This window comes from Kocuria sp. HSID16901 (genome assembly GCF_003989425.1).
GTDB classification, from domain to species: Bacteria; Actinomycetota; Actinomycetes; order Actinomycetales; family Micrococcaceae; genus Rothia; species Rothia massiliensis.
In genome coordinates this window covers 136,310-151,371 of the sequence record NZ_RBLM01000001.1, presented here as the reverse complement: position 1 = coordinate 151,371, position 15,062 = coordinate 136,310, and the positions used below count along the sequence as shown (strand labels likewise).

General features: G+C 61.8%; 15 protein-coding genes. 9 read left to right on the top strand and 6 right to left on the bottom strand.

Annotated elements, in window-relative coordinates:
- Window positions 1-278 precede the first annotated feature (278 nt).
- Both D8M21_RS00725 and udk read left to right on the top strand, forming a co-directional pair.
- Window positions 279-1,346: an NAD(P)-dependent alcohol dehydrogenase gene (locus D8M21_RS00725; protein WP_048684061.1), complete on the top strand. Its 1,068-nt coding sequence runs from the start codon at window positions 279-281 to the stop codon at window positions 1,344-1,346.
- 207 nt (window positions 1,347-1,553) lie between these two features.
- Window positions 1,554-2,174 (top strand): uridine kinase, encoded by a 621-nt coding sequence (udk, locus tag D8M21_RS00720; RefSeq protein ID WP_048683711.1) that lies wholly within the window; start codon window positions 1,554-1,556, stop codon window positions 2,172-2,174.
- A 10-nt stretch (window positions 2,175-2,184) separates the two neighbouring features.
- Here udk and D8M21_RS00715 read toward each other — a convergent pair whose 3' ends face one another.
- Window positions 2,185-2,829 carry an HNH endonuclease family protein gene (locus D8M21_RS00715; RefSeq protein ID WP_053090043.1) on the bottom strand — a complete coding sequence of 215 codons (645 nt, stop codon included), beginning with the start codon at window positions 2,827-2,829 and terminating at the stop codon, window positions 2,185-2,187.
- On the opposite strand from D8M21_RS00715, the gene D8M21_RS00710 reads away from it, so the two are divergent.
- Window positions 2,828-3,100: a hypothetical protein gene (locus D8M21_RS00710; RefSeq protein ID WP_048683714.1), complete on the top strand. Its 273-nt coding sequence runs from the start codon at window positions 2,828-2,830 to the stop codon at window positions 3,098-3,100. The two genes, D8M21_RS00715 and D8M21_RS00710, sit on opposite strands and share 2 nt — an antisense overlap.
- Here D8M21_RS00710 and D8M21_RS00705 read toward each other — a convergent pair.
- From D8M21_RS00705 to D8M21_RS00695, 3 genes are read right to left on the bottom strand one after another with little or no spacing between them, the layout of a single operon-like run.
- The gene (locus D8M21_RS00705) at window positions 3,084-3,728 is read right to left on the bottom strand and encodes a LutC/YkgG family protein (protein ID WP_048683717.1); all 645 of its coding nucleotides are present in this window, start codon (window positions 3,726-3,728) and stop codon (window positions 3,084-3,086) included. The genes D8M21_RS00710 and D8M21_RS00705 overlap by 17 nt on opposite strands.
- A 2-nt stretch (window positions 3,729-3,730) precedes the next feature.
- Window positions 3,731-5,407: a lactate utilization protein B gene (locus tag D8M21_RS00700; RefSeq protein WP_048683718.1), complete on the bottom strand. Its 1,677-nt coding sequence runs from the start codon at window positions 5,405-5,407 to the stop codon at window positions 3,731-3,733.
- Window positions 5,408-5,409: 2 nt separating this feature from the next.
- A complete protein-coding gene (locus tag D8M21_RS00695; protein ID WP_048683721.1) occupies window positions 5,410-6,213 on the bottom strand; it encodes a (Fe-S)-binding protein in 804 nt (267 codons plus the stop codon).
- 405 nt (window positions 6,214-6,618) lie between these two features.
- Here D8M21_RS00695 and D8M21_RS00690 point away from each other — a divergent pair, with 405 nt between their 5' ends.
- Together D8M21_RS00690 and D8M21_RS00685 are read left to right on the top strand one after the other, a co-directional pair.
- On the top strand, window positions 6,619-8,283 hold the full coding sequence (locus D8M21_RS00690) for an L-lactate permease (RefSeq protein ID WP_126855566.1): 1,665 nt from the start codon (window positions 6,619-6,621) through the stop codon (window positions 8,281-8,283).
- A gap of 34 nt (window positions 8,284-8,317) precedes the next feature.
- The gene (locus D8M21_RS00685) at window positions 8,318-9,049 is read left to right on the top strand and encodes a FadR/GntR family transcriptional regulator (protein ID WP_238650876.1); all 732 of its coding nucleotides are present in this window, start codon (window positions 8,318-8,320) and stop codon (window positions 9,047-9,049) included.
- Here the strand turns inward: D8M21_RS00685 and D8M21_RS00680 are convergent.
- Complete coding sequence (locus tag D8M21_RS00680; protein WP_048683731.1) at window positions 9,013-9,936, bottom strand: phosphoribosylaminoimidazolesuccinocarboxamide synthase; 924 nt, start codon at window positions 9,934-9,936, stop codon at window positions 9,013-9,015. The genes D8M21_RS00685 and D8M21_RS00680 overlap by 37 nt on opposite strands.
- Before the next feature lie 68 nt (window positions 9,937-10,004).
- Window positions 10,005-11,297 (bottom strand): phosphoribosylamine--glycine ligase, encoded by a 1,293-nt coding sequence (gene purD / locus D8M21_RS00675; RefSeq protein WP_048683732.1) that lies wholly within the window; start codon window positions 11,295-11,297, stop codon window positions 10,005-10,007.
- A gap of 178 nt (window positions 11,298-11,475) precedes the next feature.
- Between purD and D8M21_RS00670 the strand changes: the two genes are divergently transcribed.
- The 4 genes from D8M21_RS00670 to purF all read left to right on the top strand — a co-directional run bounded on the left by D8M21_RS00670 (window position 11,476) and on the right by purF (window position 15,048).
- Window positions 11,476-12,522 carry an asparaginase gene (locus D8M21_RS00670; protein WP_048683734.1) on the top strand — a complete coding sequence of 349 codons (1,047 nt, stop codon included), beginning with the start codon at window positions 11,476-11,478 and terminating at the stop codon, window positions 12,520-12,522.
- A gap of 4 nt (window positions 12,523-12,526) precedes the next feature.
- Complete coding sequence (locus D8M21_RS00665) at window positions 12,527-12,937, top strand: sterol carrier family protein (protein WP_048683740.1); 411 nt, start codon at window positions 12,527-12,529, stop codon at window positions 12,935-12,937.
- On the top strand, window positions 12,934-13,290 hold the full coding sequence (locus D8M21_RS00660) for a hypothetical protein (protein WP_053090044.1): 357 nt from the start codon (window positions 12,934-12,936) through the stop codon (window positions 13,288-13,290). The genes D8M21_RS00665 and D8M21_RS00660 overlap by 4 nt, the downstream gene beginning before the upstream one ends.
- Window positions 13,291-13,392: 102 nt before the next feature.
- Window positions 13,393-15,048 carry an amidophosphoribosyltransferase gene (gene purF / locus D8M21_RS00655; RefSeq protein ID WP_048683743.1) on the top strand — a complete coding sequence of 552 codons (1,656 nt, stop codon included), beginning with the start codon at window positions 13,393-13,395 and terminating at the stop codon, window positions 15,046-15,048.
- The last annotated feature ends 14 nt before the right edge of the window (window positions 15,049-15,062 follow it).

Genomic DNA, 15,062 nt, shown 5'->3' with positions numbered 1-15,062 from the left:
TTGTCATTTTCATCGACCCGTTGCAACCGGATGTGAGAGGTTCCGAAGAAACATGGACAACAGACGAGACCATTAGCCTGCGTCAACGCCGACAAGGCACGGATAACGTGAGCTTTCTTAACACCTGCGGCATCTAACCGTCCCGACCTGCTGAGCTGCATGGTCAGACTCCCAGCGACCTGCTCTTCATGCGGAGGGCGAACGGCCCACGACATCAAGGAAACATAGTCGTACATTGATATGTGGATCCCATGACGACTATTTCAGGAGGCATCCTCATGCCCATCTCCGTAAAAGCACTTCAGAAGACCGGGCCCGACCAGCCGTACCGGGTCGCTCGCATCGAATTGCGCGATCCCCGCCCCGATGACGTCCTCATCGACATCAAGGCCGCCGGCATTTGCCACAGCGACATCCACACCATTCGCAACGAGTGGGGAGAAGCTCATTTCCCGTTGACCGTCGGTCACGAGATTGCGGGCGTCGTCGAAGCCGTGGGCTCGGACGTCACCGAATACAAAGTCGGTGACCGCGTCGGCGTTGGTTGTTTGGTCAATTCCTGCGGCGAATGCGAGGAATGCCAGGCCGGGCAACAGCAGAACTGCACCAATGGCTCCGTCGGCACGTACAACTCGAAAGACGTGGACGGAACCATCACTCAGGGCGGCTATGCCGAAAAGGTCGTCGTGAATAAGAACTTCGTGTTGAGCATCCCCGATGCCCTGGATTTCGACGTCGCAGCCCCGTTGCTGTGCGCGGGAATCACCACCTACTCGCCCCTGGCTACCTGGGATGTCCAGGAGGGTCAGAAGGTTGCCGTTCTCGGTCTAGGCGGACTGGGCCACATGGGCGTGCAGATCGCCGCGGCCAAGGGTGCAGAGGTCACCGTGCTGTCCAGGACCCTCAAGAAGGAAGCCGAGGCTCGTGAGCTCGGAGCCGCTCGTACGCTGGCGACCACCGATGAGAACTTCTTCTCGGAGCACCGTGGAGAGTTCGACATGATCCTCAACACCATTTCCGCGTCGATCCCGGTGGACCAGTACATGAGCCTGCTCAAGCCTCGTGGTGTCATGGCCGTTGTCGGTCTCCCGCCGGAGAAGCAGGAACTGAGCTTCGCTTCCGTGATCATGGGCCGCAAGGCCCTCGCTGGCTCGAATATCGGCGGTATTCCGGAGACTCAGGAAATGCTCGATTTCTGCGCGGAGCATGGGTTCGGCGCCAAGATCGAGAAGGTTTCCGTTCACGAGGTGGACGACGCCTACGACCGCGTCGTGGCCGGTGACGTCAAGTTCCGTTGCGTGATCGACACGGCGACCTTTGCAGACGCCGAGGTGACCGCCGAATAGCGCATTGCCTGTATTCGCGCCCTTGTGGCAGCGAATCAAGGTTGGCCCCGGTTTCCTTCGACTCCGCCGCCGGGCGATTCGGAAGGAAGCCGGGGCTTTTCGTTGCCCGCCCATCGGAAAGGTGGGTGGCCACACAACGGTCGGCCGCCACGAGATCGTGCGGCAGAATAGAGAAGCACGTCGTCGTCGTAGAGAGCATCCTGAGCTATGAAACCACTGGTTATCGGCATTGCCGGAGGCACCGGTTCCGGTAAGACCACGCTGACCCACGAGTTGATTTCGCGTTTCAACGAGCACGTGGCCGTGGTGTATCACGACAACTACTACAAGAGGCACGACGACCTCACCTACGACGAGCGGTGCCGACTCAACTACGACGCCCCCGAAGCCTTCGACAATGAACTGCTCGTCAAGCACTTGGATCAGCTGATCGCCGGTGGCAGCATCGAATGCCCCATCTACGACTACGCGGATCACAACAGATCCGAAGAAACCATGATCATCGATTCCCAACCCATCGTGATCATGGAGGGAATCCTGATCTTCGCCGAGGACGACATCTGCCAACGCTGCGACATCAAACTGTTCGTCGACACGGATGCCGACGTGCGCATTCTGCGGCGCATCAAGCGCGATGTGTTGGAGCGCGGACGGTCCGTCGAGTCCGTAGAAGAGCAGTATCTCTCCAGCGTTAAGCCGATGCACGAGCTGTACGTCGAGCCATCCAAGCGACGCGCAGATCTGATCGTGCCCGAAGGCGGAACGAACCTCGTGGCGTTGGACATGTTGGTTCACCGTATCAACCGCCAACTCAATCCCGGAGTCTGAGCCGGACGGTTCAAGCCGGCGAACGGCACGTCGCGAGCACGTTAAGCATCGCCGTGCGCTCCGGCGCGGTCACGGTCAAGTTATAGCGCGCCTTGACTCGGATCTGACGCACGACGTACGCACATCGATATTCTTCACGAGGCGGCAACCACGCGGATGCGTCGTTAGCCCCCTTGGCTTCGTTCGTGGGCCCGTCCACCGCAAGAAGATTCTCCGGATCATTGGCAAAAGCCCGACGGCGTCCGGACGTCCACCGGGACGCGCCTGAGGCCCATGCATCCGCTAGTGCCACCACATGGTCGATCTGAACCCTCCTCGATTCCTTCCCCGCCGAGAAATCGATGTCACGTCCCGTATAGGGATCGTGCAATGTCCCGCTTGCCACCAAACACCCTTCCCCTTTCATCGAAGATTCGACGAGGTCACGACGGAGAATGTCGTTGCGGGTGTCGCACCCATTGCGGTCTTCGTCGAACCACGCGGGACCGAACAGCTCACGCCGATATCCTGGCGGATTCTCTTTGACACCCACGCGAAGCCCAGCCATCTGGGTCGCGATCTCTTCCGGCACCACGGCACTCCGAGACGTCGAGGACCGCTGAGGCCTCATCCACGGGATGTGGGGCTCCCACACGACCACCAAGGTGCCCACCATGATCGCGGCGACCAAAGCTCCGACGACCCTGCGTAATACCGAAGGCCGAGAGCGCCTGAGTCTCCATGTCACTGTCATGGCGACATCATCCCCTCACGCCATCGACGCCCGGGCCGGGCGCGCCCCTAAAGGCTCCTTGCTGTGGATCCCGCCGAAAAAACGCGGTGGTATTTCGCGGTGTGGACGAGGCAAGACAAAGCCCCGCGTTGACGGCTTCGAGGAAACCGTCACCGCGGGGCTCGCGGAGGCCGCAGTTAGCGGTCGAGAATGATGACGTCCAAGGTCCGAGGACCGTGAACCCCTTCGACGCGCTGCAATTCGATGTCCGAGGTTGCCGACGGGCCCGAAATCATCGTGATCGGACGCTCCGGATCCACCCGCCTCATGGCTTCGGGGACCAACTCCACAATGGATTCGGCCGGAACGATGCAAATATGATGATCCGGAACCAACGTGATGGCGCGGCGGCCTTCCTCATTCGTTCCGTTGAGGAAAATGGTGCCTGTCTCCGCGCACGAGACGGTCGACGAGGTGACCACCGCGTTGACCGAATCCAATTCCCGATGGGTCAAGGAGCCGGCCTTCGGGGCATTCCCCGAATCGACGATATGACGACGCGCCGCGCTGTCTTCGGGAATCCACTCGAGATTCAGACCGTTGGGGATCACGTACATCGACGAACGCCCCAACAGCTCCTTGATCTTCTCCGCTACGGTCGACGTCGTCTCTTCGTAGACGTTCGCCTTGTAATCGATGAGACGATCCTTGAGCATATCCCGCACGGCTTCGGCCGATTTGGTCGACTCGGTGCGGTATTCCCGCGTGGGCGTCGGGGGCACGGGATGATCCGCGAGAGCGTCGCGGATCCGGCCCAGAATGTCAGCCTTGGCATCAGACATCGCTAGTCACGCCCTTCCTGGGTGGTGGTATCTCCCGACTCCTCGGACCGGCCTTGCTCAGCGGCCCTGTCCTTCGCGGCCTTCGCCTTGAGTGCTTGCTCCTCGTGCAATTTCTGCGCGAGCCCCTCGTTCTTGGCGAGCAGGGCCTGCACGTCTACCGGCGCTTGTCCCGTCCGCTTCTGCGAGGCGTTCTTACGATTCTTCTTCCACCAATGGCGGAAGGCCTGGCTCGGCGGTTCCGGGATGTCACGGTACTTCGTCCAGCCTCCGACCAATCCGGGAAGCCAGCTAATCTTGTGGCTTCGGCCAGCGGCGATGCGCCCCACCGGGAGCCCACGCACCGCGGTCGAGAGCAAGAACGGCCGGGAGAACATCTCCTTGGCACCGGCCATCATCGCGTCCATCTGGTCGGGCAGGTGGCGCTTTTCGCCGTCGTCGCCCTTGCCGTGTTTGGCGTCAATGTCCTTGCCGCGCAGGTGAACCAGCACGTCCGGGATGTTGATCTTAACCGGGCAAGCCTCGTAGCAGGCACCGCACAGCGAGGAAGCGTACGGCAATGAATTATTCGATTGTTCCTCGACGCCGGTCATCAGCGGCGAAAGAATCGCCCCGATGGGTCCTGGGTACACCGAACCGTACGCGTGCCCGCCTGCGCGCTCATACACCGGGCACACATTCATGCAGGCGGAGCACCGGATACAGTGCAGAGCCTGACGTCCGACCTCGTCGGCAAGGGCCGCCGTCCGGCCGTTATCCATCAGAATCACGTGAAGATTCTGCGGGCCATCGCCCGGGGTCACGCCGGACCACATCGAGGTATACGGGTTCATCCGCTCACCGGTCGAGGAGCGGGGCAGCAACTGAAGAAAGACTTCCAGATCCTGGAAGGTGGGAACGAGCTTTTCGATGCCCATGAACGAGATCAGAGTGTCCGGCAAGGTCAGGCACATACGCCCATTACCCTCGGACTCAACGATCGTCAGCGTTCCGGAGTCGGCGACGCCGAAATTCGCTCCCGAAATCGCCACCGTGTTCCGGAAGAACTTTTCGCGTAGGTGGTGACGGGAAGCCTCGGCGAGTTCCGACGGCTGATCCGTGATGTTGGGATCAATTCCGGGCATCTTCTTGAGGAAGATGTCACGAATCTCGGACCGATTGCGGTGAATCGCGGGAACGAGGATGTGTGACGGCTTATCGTCACCCATCTGAACGATTTCTTCGGCGAGGTCGGTTTCGATGGCCGAAACGCCTTGTTCCTCGAGAAATTCGTTGAGGCCCGTCTCTTGCGTGGCCATGGACTTGATCTTGATGACCTCTTCCACGCCCTGCTCGCGGATGATGTCCAAGGCGATCTGGTTCGCCTCGTTGGCATCACGCGCCCAGTGAACGTGGCCTCCCCGCTCGGTGAAGTTCTTTTCGAACTCCTCCAAGAGCTCCGGGAGACGAGCCATGACATCTTGCTTGATTTCGGATCCGGCCGTACGCAGGAGCTCCCAGTCCGGCAGCTCGCTGACAACCTTGAGGCGCTTATCGCGAATCGTGTGCGTCGCGAAGCCCAGGTTCTCCCGGAGCTGCTCGTTCTTCAGCTCGCGGCTCGCGAACTGCGTGAACGACTCCTTGGCCACGATATTGCCAGTTCCGTGATGAACCTTGGGCATGCCCAATGAGGTAACAGTCATGACTACTTGCCTCCTGAAGTAGTGGAGATCGCTACGGGCCCGGAAACCTCAAGGGGATTTTCCCGAGTGCTCGCGAGGATTTCGGCAAAGTGGACGGTCGAAACGTTGGAGCCCTTGCGGGACAGCGCGCCGTCGATGTTCATCAAGCAGGACACGTCACCGCCGGTACACAGTTCGGCGCCGGTGGATTCAATGTTCTTTACTTTGTCCGCGACCATGGCGCCGGAGGTATCCGCGTTTTTGAAGGAGAAGGTTCCGCCGAAGCCGCAGCACTGGTCAAGATCGGGAAGGTCCTCGAATTCGAGTCCTTCAACGGTCCGGACCAGGTCGGACTGGCGCGTGCCGAGCTTCATGAGCCGCATTCCGTGGCAGCTAGAGTGGAACGTGACCTTGTGCGGGAAGTACGAGCCCAGCTGTTCGGCCGCGTTGGTGATGCCCAGTACGTCGATCAGCAATTTCGACAGTTCAAAGGTTCGTCCGGCCACTTCCTCGGCCGCCAGAGCCGTCTTTTCGTCGCCGGCGTGCCGCGCGATCATAGGCTGTTGATGATCCAATGACACCACGCACGAGGCCGACGGCGCCACGGCGACGTCGTAGTCCCATTCGGAGAAGGCTTTGACGTGGTTCTTGACCACGGGATAGGCATCGTCGAAATAGCCGCTATTGACGTGCATCTGGGAACAACACGTCTGCCCGGGAGGGAAGATGACTTCGTGGCCCAAGCGTTCCAAGATATCCACGGTTGCCCGTGCGACCCTCGGGTACATCGCGTCCACGATGCACGTTGAAAAGAGTGCAATCCTCATGGCGTCTCCAAATTCTGTGGATGCAGGCGGAGCTTCTCCCGTGAAGGCATGAAAGGACCGCCGGAGTTGACTTCACCTTAGTGACATTTTGTTAACTGCCTCCAATAAGGCCGGCCTAACTCACTGCATCCGCCCTCTCCCACGCGCAAGTCACCACGTCATGTCGGGCAACACTTCGATCCGGAGTGTCGTTCAGAAAACGTCATCCGCCACCCGGACGCTTCCCCACCCCCGTGACGCACTGGATGTTTTGGATTCGGACCATGATCTGGGTATGGTCTGGTCTGACCACAGTGTAATGGGCGACACAATGACGTGCAGGCCGCATACACCGTGCATCGTCACAGATCGCATCAGAGGTGAAGCGGCCTTCGCGGCTTCCCCTCCATGACACAAGGAGACCGCGTGGACTCGTTCACAGCCACCACCACGGCCGTCGCAGGCTCGGTCGGCCTCACGGCCCTCGTCGCAGCACTGCCGCTGTTGACCTTTTTCATCATGCTTCTGGGCGTCAAAGCCCGAGCGCACGTCTCAGCGCTGACGGCACTTCTGGTTTCTCTATTGGTTGCCTGGATTGGCTTCCATATGCCTCTTGGTTTGGCTCTGCTCTCTGGAACCCAAGGTCTGGCCTACGGCGCCTTCCCCATCGTGTGGATCATCGTCACGGCCCTGTGGTTCTACCAAGTCACCGTGGAGTCCGGGCGATTCGAAGACCTGCGCTTGATCTTCGACCGCATCGGCGGCGGTGATCTGCGCGTCCAGGCCATCCTCATCGCCTTCTGCTTCGGCGGCCTCCTGGAAGCCCTTGCCGGATTCGGCGCTCCCGTGGCCATCACGGCCACGATGATCCTCGCCCTCGGGGTTGCCCCGTTGCGCACCGCCGTCGTGGTTTTGGTGGCCAACACCGCTCCCGTCGCCTTCGGCGCACTGGCTATCCCGATCACGACTGCTGGAACCCTGACGAATGAGGACCCGGCGCTGATCGGAGCCATCGTGGGCCACCAGGCACCGTTCGTCGCCGTGATTGTTCCGCTGATCCTGCTGTGGCTCCTCGATGGCTTCCGGGGCGTTAAGGACGCTTGGCCGGCCGCCATCGTCATCGGTCTGTCCTTCGGTGTAGCCCAGTGGTGGTCCTCCACGTACTTCTCCTACGAACTCACCGACATCGTCGCGTGCCTCGTTTCCATGGGTGTGGCCGTGCTCTTCCTCAAGGTTTGGAAGCCCCGAGGAGCGGAGGACTTCCGCACACGCAACAACATCGCGGCACCCCCTCAGGCGGAACAGTTGAAGCCCGGCCGAGTCTGGATGGCACTGGTTCCCTACGTCGTCGTCGTTGCCGTCTTCGCGATGGGCAAGTTGTGGAAGGCCGGCGTGAATTTGCCGGAATTGCTGGCCAAGACGGATGTCAAGATTCCCTGGCCCATCATTTCGGAGCACATCGTCAACGCCAGCGGCAAGCCGATTTCCGGAGCCGTTTACAAGTTCCAGTGGCTGTCTAACCCTGGAACCATGTTGTTGATCGCGGGCCTCATCGTCACCGTGGTGTACGCCGTTTTCAACGAGAAAGGCCGCTACCGCCTGGGCATCGGGCACGCCGTCGCCCAGCTGTGGACGTGCTTCTATCGCATGCGGTGGTCCGCACTGACCATCGTGTCGGTTCTCGCGTTGGCCTACGTCATGAATTTCTCGGGGCAGACGGTCGCGATCGGTACGTTCCTCGCCTCTCTCGGTGGAATTTTCGCGTTCCTCTCCCCGACCCTCGGCTGGTTGGGCACGGCAGTGACGGGATCGGACACCTCCGCGAACGCTCTGTTCTCGAACCTCCAGCACACCGCGGCCCAAAATGCCGGATTGGATCCCAACCTGATGCTCGCCGCCAACTCGAGCGGCGGCGTCGTGGGCAAGATGGTTTCGCCGCAGTCCCTCGCCATTGCCGCCACCTCGGTCGGTATGGAAGGTCGGGAATCGGACATCTTCAAGAAGGTTGTTCCCTGGTCCATCGCGATGCTCTTGATCATCTGCCTGTTGGTCTTCTTGCAGTCCAACGTGCTCGCATGGATGCTGCCCTAGTCAGAGCCGGGAATCTTACGTCTAGGCTATGCATGTGGAAAATAAGGCCTACAGCATCATCGTCCAGTCCCTCGAACGCAAATTGCGCAGCGGCGAGCTTACCGTCGGCGATCGGTTGCCGTCGGAACGCGCGCTGGCAGAGAGCTTCGGGATCTCGCGGGCATCAGTCCGCGAGGCCATCCGGGTTCTCGAGGCGATGGGTCTGGTTCGATCCGGCGTAGGTTCCGGCCCCAGCGCGGGTGCGGCCGTGGTATCCGAGCCATCGGCCGCCCTGGGCTGGGGCCTGCGCATGCATTTGGCATCGAAGTTTCTGCCGGTGAGCGACGTCGTTGCCACGCGCGAGCAACTCGAGTCGCGAGCCGCATCCGACGCCGCGAATCTCTGGCAAGGCACGTCCGACAAGGTCACGATGACCCGTGCCGCGCGTTGCCTCGATGAGCTGGACGACCCGAACCTACCTGACGCCCGCTTCCACGAGCTCGACGCCCAATTCCACTTGCTGATCTCCAGTCTCGGCGGGAACGTGGTGGTGACCACGATCCTCGATTCCCTCCGCCAGGCCACGGTCGGATACGTCCAAGAAGGCGTGCCGAGGATTACCGATTGGCCCGAGGTCAAACGTCACTTGCAAGAACAACACCGCGGGATACTCGCGGCGGTCAAAGATCGTGACGCGGAGCTGGCCGCCGAGCGAGTCAGCGCACACATCCGATGGTTCTTTGGGGTGGCCTACGCGGAGAATTCCAGCCCGGTGAGCTTCTCATAAGCTTCCACGTACCGTGCCCTCGTCTTCTCGACGACCTCCTGCGGAAGCTCCGGCGGAGTCGTCTTGCCGTCCCAGCCGGAAGCGTCCGACGTCAACCAGTCACGCACGAATTGCTTGTCAAAGCTCGATTGAGGGCGGCCGGGTTCCCACTGATCGCGATCCCAGAATCGTGAGGAATCCGGGGTGAGCACCTCATCGCCCAAGGTCACCTCGCCGAAATAGGAGTCAAGGCCGAATTCCACCTTGGTGTCCGCCAAAATGATGCCTCGTTCTCGGGCGATCTCCTCCGCGGTGGAATAGATGTATAACGTCAGCTCGCGAACCCGCTCCGCCATCGATGCGCCCACGGCATCAGAGACTTCCTCATAGGTGATCGCTTCATCGTGCTCCCCGACCTCGGCCTTGCCTGTCGGGGTAAAGATGGGCTCCTCCAAGCGCGAGCCGTCCACCAACCCGCCTGGCAACGGCACGCCACAGACCGTCCCCGAGGTTTGATATTCCTTGAGCCCGGTCCCCGTCAGATACCCCCTCGCGATGCATTCGACGGGAAACATCGACAGAGACTTACAGATCATGGCCCGTCCGGAGACCTCTTCGGGAACCGAGGTCGACAGGACGTGATTGGGCACCTGCTTCAACTGGTCGAACCACCACAGGCTCAGCTGGGTCAGGATCTTTCCCTTGTCGGGAATCGGCGTGGGCAGGATGTGGTCGAAGGCGCTAATCCGGTCGGTTGCCACCACCATGACGGAACCGGCCCGAGCCTCGGCATTATCCGCGAAGGAACATCCGACGACGTCGTTCCCCTCGGCGGGAACGTAGAGGTCTCGGACCTTACCGGAATAAATATGCTTCCAGCCGGGAATTTCGGTGGGTTCTTCGGACATGCGCTGTACTCCTGTGTGCGTGGTGTGCGGCCCGCGCCGCACGCGCGTGGCCCGATGCGTGATGAGCTTTAGGTGGTGGGGACGACGACGTCGCCTGCGGCGGCCAATTCCGCAATATCAGTGCGATATTGGGCGCCTTCCCACGTAATTTTGTGGACCCCGGCGTATGCCTTGGACCGGGCCTCGGAAAGATCGTCGCCGAGGGCAACGACCGCCAAGACGCGACCGCCATGAGTCACGATGGATGGGTTCCCGGAGGTGTCCGTGTCGATACGGGTTCCCGCGTGAAGCACAGAGACATCGTCGAGAGCCTCTGCGTCGTCGAGGCCGTGGATCGCGTCACCTTTACGCGGCGCATCGGGATAGTGTTCCGCAGCCATGACCACGTCGACGGCGGTGCGGAGGTCCCATTGCAGAGCCTCGCGCCCGCCGAGGTCCCCGTTGGCGGCCGCGAGCAGCAACTGGCCCAACGGCGTCTTGAGACGGGCCAGGACCGCCTGGGTCTCGGGATCACCGAAACGGGCGTTGAATTCAATCACCCGAAGTCCACGGCGGGTCACCGCGAGCCCGCAATACAGCACGCCAACGAATGGCGTGCCTCGCTGCGCCATAACGTCCACGGTGGGTTGCGCCACGCGGCGAATGACCTCGTCGGTAAAATTCTCCGGCAGCCACGGTAAGGGAGTGTAGGCCCCCATTCCGCCGGTATTGGGCCCTTCATCGCGGTCGAAGATGCGCTTGAAGTCTTGCGCCGGGCTCAAAGGAACCGTGCGCTGTCCGTCGCAGATCACGAAGAGCGAGACCTCGGGGCCGTCCAGGTACTCCTCGATGACCACGCTGGACCCGGCGGAGATGCAGGCCATGGCGTGTTCAAGGGCCTCGTCCCGACGTTCCGTAACCACCACGCCTTTGCCCGCGGCCAGGCCGTCGTCCTTGACGACATAAGGGGCGCCAAAGTCGTCCAGGGCTTCCTCGACCGTCGCGGCATCGTGCGCCACACGCGACATCGCGGTGGGGACATCGGCCTCGGCCATGATCTCCTTGGCGAATGCCTTGGACCCCTCCAGCTGGGCTGCGGCCGCGTCCGGGCCAAACACCGGGAAGCCCGCTTCTCGCAGGGCATCGGCCACGCCGGCCACCAACGGTGCCTCGGGTCCAATGACCACGAGATCTGCCTCGAGCCTCTCGGCGAGCGCCGTCGCTTCTTCGGGACTGTTCGCGTCGATCGAGTGCGTGGGGACGATGGCAGAGATGCCCGCGTTACCCGGCGCCGAGTGCACCTCCGTCACGGCGGGATCGCGCAGAAGCGCAGTGATGATCGCGTGCTCTCGCCCACCGGGGCCAAGGACCAAAACCTTCATAGAGCAACAATAACGAAAAGGTCACGATCTCGAGCCATCGGCCCGCTCCTCCCCTCCTAAGTTATTACCTCCTTGTGAGGCACACCATGCTGTAAAGCGGAATGTGCTTTGCCAACCACTCAACTACGACGTCCCGTGACGCGGTGGCCACAGGGCCTCGACGTGGAAGAATGTGCCCATGGAGACTTTCAGCGCAGACAGGGCGGCCGAGCTGGCCGTCGTCGAACGGAGCGGATTCGTAGAATCACGCCATCTTGGTGCGGCCGCCGTCGTGTCTCCCGAGGGTGAGCTGGTGCGCTCGCTGGGGGATTCGGCCGCCGCCATCTACCCGCGATCCGCTCTGAAACCCTTCCAGGCGATTGCGTCGCTCAAGGCTGGCGCCCCTTTGCGGGGTGCTCAAGTAGCGATTGCCGCCGGTTCGCACGAAGGGTCCTTCGAGCACATGAAGGTCGTTGCGGGCATGCTTCAGGCTGCCGGTCTCACCCCGGGGCATCTGCAGTGCCCAGCGGCCTATCCCAAGGACGACGCAGCGCGCGCGTATCTCGTCTCGCACGAGAAGGGTCGTCAGCGCATTGCCTTCAACTGCTCTGGAAAACACGCCGCGTTTCTCTGGGCCTGCGCCCACAACGATTGGGATACCGAGACCTATCTTGAGCCGGACCATCCGCTCCAGCGCCTGGTCCTGGAGATCGTGGAAGAGGCCACGGGTGAGCGCGTCCAACACGTCGGCGTGGACGGTTGCGGGGCTCCCGTCCCCACGATGAGCCTCAACGGACTCGCCAAGGCCTATTCCACGTTGGGTGCGGGCATCCGCAACATTTCGGCCGATGCGAGGATGGCAACCATGGCCACCGCCATGAACGATTATCCCGAAATGGTTCAAAACCACGGCCGCCCCAACACACTCGTGATGGAGGAACTGGACGTTGTCGCGAAGTTCGGTGCCGAAGGCATCCTCGCGATCGGTACTCGCGAGGGAGCCGGCGTCGCGGTCAAGGCCTTAGATGGTTCTCCCCGGGCGATCACGATGGTCGCGCTCTCCCTGTTGGCTCAGGAAGGCTATGTGGATCCGCAGATCGCGGACGATTTGATCTCACGTACGACTCCGCCCATCAACGGCGCGGACGTGAGGGTGGGCGAGATCCGGCTCGGCGGTGCCTTCAACCCAGAAGCCACCGTGGAAGACGATCCTGGCGTTGCGGACGCTTCGGAAGGCCTCGAGTAGCTCCATGGCCCGCCGCAAAATTTCCGACGACGTAGGCCTCGCCGCGATCCGCTCTTGGGAGAAGGATCCAGAGGCCACCGACCGGAAGACCCGTGCCACCGCCGTGCGCTACTCCCTCGAGGAACTGGCGCATCGGGCACCGGGTAATTCGGTGGAGGTACGCGTTCCCCCTTATGGAGTCACCCAAGCGATTGAGGGGCCGCGTCACACGCGAGGGACCCCGCCCAGCGTCGTCGAGACCTCCGCCGCCACCTGGCTCGGACTCGTGACGGGCCGCCTGACCTGGACGGAGGCTCGAACCCAAGGTTCCATTGACGCGTCCGGGAACCGAAGCGATATCTCGGCGTTACTCCCCCTTTTTGCGACCCGCGTCTCGATGAAGCGTGACGCGGAAAAAGGTACCCTGAATCAATGACCGAATCACCCTCCGCACCCACCGGTTCCAGTGCGTCCCGTGACAGTTCCAGGGACGATGCGCCCTCCCGCGGCCCAGAAGAGCGCGAGATCCTCGTCCGGCGGGCCCCGTCGGTCATCGCATTTCTTGTCACAGGCTTGATTCTTGGCCTGATCGTCGCGGCCGTTTCCACAGTATTGGGGCCGCCGGATCAGATGTACACGGCCGGAGCCATCTTCGGCATGATGGCCGTGATTTTCGGGACCGCGGGTGCGGTGCTGGGTGCCGTCATCGGACTCATCGCGGACCGTCGTTCCCGGAAGAAGGCTCAACGATTCCGCGCCGTACGCCTGGATGATGATGGCCGGGAGTAACTCCTCGGTCCGAACCCTCCGGCCCGGATACACTGAACCCTGTTCGCGGTATCCGCAACACCATCACACGATCACACGGCCCATTTCAGGAAGAAGCTCCTCGTGATTCGACCCGACGGAAAACTGTCGCATGATATCCACCCCGGCGAGAAGGCTCCCCAGGATGAGTGCGGGGTGTTCGGCGTTTGGGCCCCCGGAGAAGATGTCGCAACCCTCTCCTATTTCGGCCTCTATGCGTTGCAGCACCGAGGGCAAGAATCGGCCGGCATCGCCACGAGCAACGGCGAACGGATCTCCGTATATAAAGATCTAGGGTTGGTTTCCCAAGTCTTCGACGAAACCATCCTCGGAACCCTTCGCGGGCATATGGCTATTGGCCATTGCCGATACGCCACCACGGGCGCAACCACGTGGGCCAATGCGCAGCCGACGCTCGGGTCGACACCGCATGGCACCGTCTCGTTGGCTCACAATGGCAACCTGACGAACTCGGCGGATCTCTACGACCGGCTGATCGACAAGTCGGGTTTCCCGTCGGCGGGCGAGGTTGCCCAAGGCAACACCACGGATACCGCGCTGGTGACCTCGCTCCTGGCCGAGCACCCCCACGATTCCTTGGAGGAAGCCGCGATCGAGCTGCTTCCGACGCTGAAGGGCGCTTTCTGCCTCACGTTCATGGATGAAACCACCCTGTACGCGGCGCGGGATGCGTACGGAGTCAGGCCGCTCGTCCTGGGCCGGTTGGAACGAGGATGGGTCGTCGCCTCCGAGACGGCCGCTCTCGATATCGTCGGTGCCACATTCGTCCGCGACGTCGAACCCGGCGAATTCATCGCCATCGACGAAGACGGACTCCGGAGCCGTCGATTCGCCGAGGCCACACCGGCCGGCTGCGTGTTCGAGCACGTGTATCTCTCCAGGCCGGACGCCGTCATCAATGGACGTGCCGTCTACGAATCCCGCGTCGAGATGGGTCGTCAGCTGGCCCGAGAGCATCGGGTCGAGGCGGATCTCGTCATGCCGACACCGGAATCTGGCGTCCCCGCGGCCATCGGCTATGCGGAGGAATCCGGCATCCCCTACGGAAATGGCCTGGTCAAGAACGCCTATGTGGGCCGCACCTTCATCCAGCCGACCCAAACGATGCGCCAGATGGGCATCAAACTCAAGCTCAATCCCTTGCGCACCGTGGTGGAAGGTAAACGACTGGTCGTGGTCGACGATTCCATCGTTCGCGGCAACACCCAGCGGGCCCTGGTGCGTATGCTTCGCGAGGCGGGTGCCGCCGAAGTCCACGTTCGCATTTCGTCCCCCCCGGTCAAATGGCCCTGTTTCTATGGCATCGACTTCGCATCGAGGGCCGAGCTCATTGCCAACGGGATGACCGTCGAGGAAATTGGCGCATCCATGGGCGCCGATTCCCTGGGCTACATTTCCGAAGACGGCATGATCGCCGCCACGCAGCAACCTCGAGAGAAACTGTGCACGGCCTGTTTCACCGGTAACTACCCCATCGAGTTGCCCGACGCGGACCGCCTCGGAAAAAACCTCTTCGACGCCCACCGTTCGTCCCGTTCCGCCAAACGGCCCGTCGACCGTCGGCCTGGAACGTCGAGTACGGACGGGTCCACGTCCACGTCCGGCATGACCCGCACCGCAGAACGCCAGATGGTTCGTGGGTCGTCATGCGATCCGGGCCCGGATTCCGATCTCGAATCCCTGGTTCTCCCCGAGGACCGAACTGACACCGACCAATAACCTCTTCGACCGTT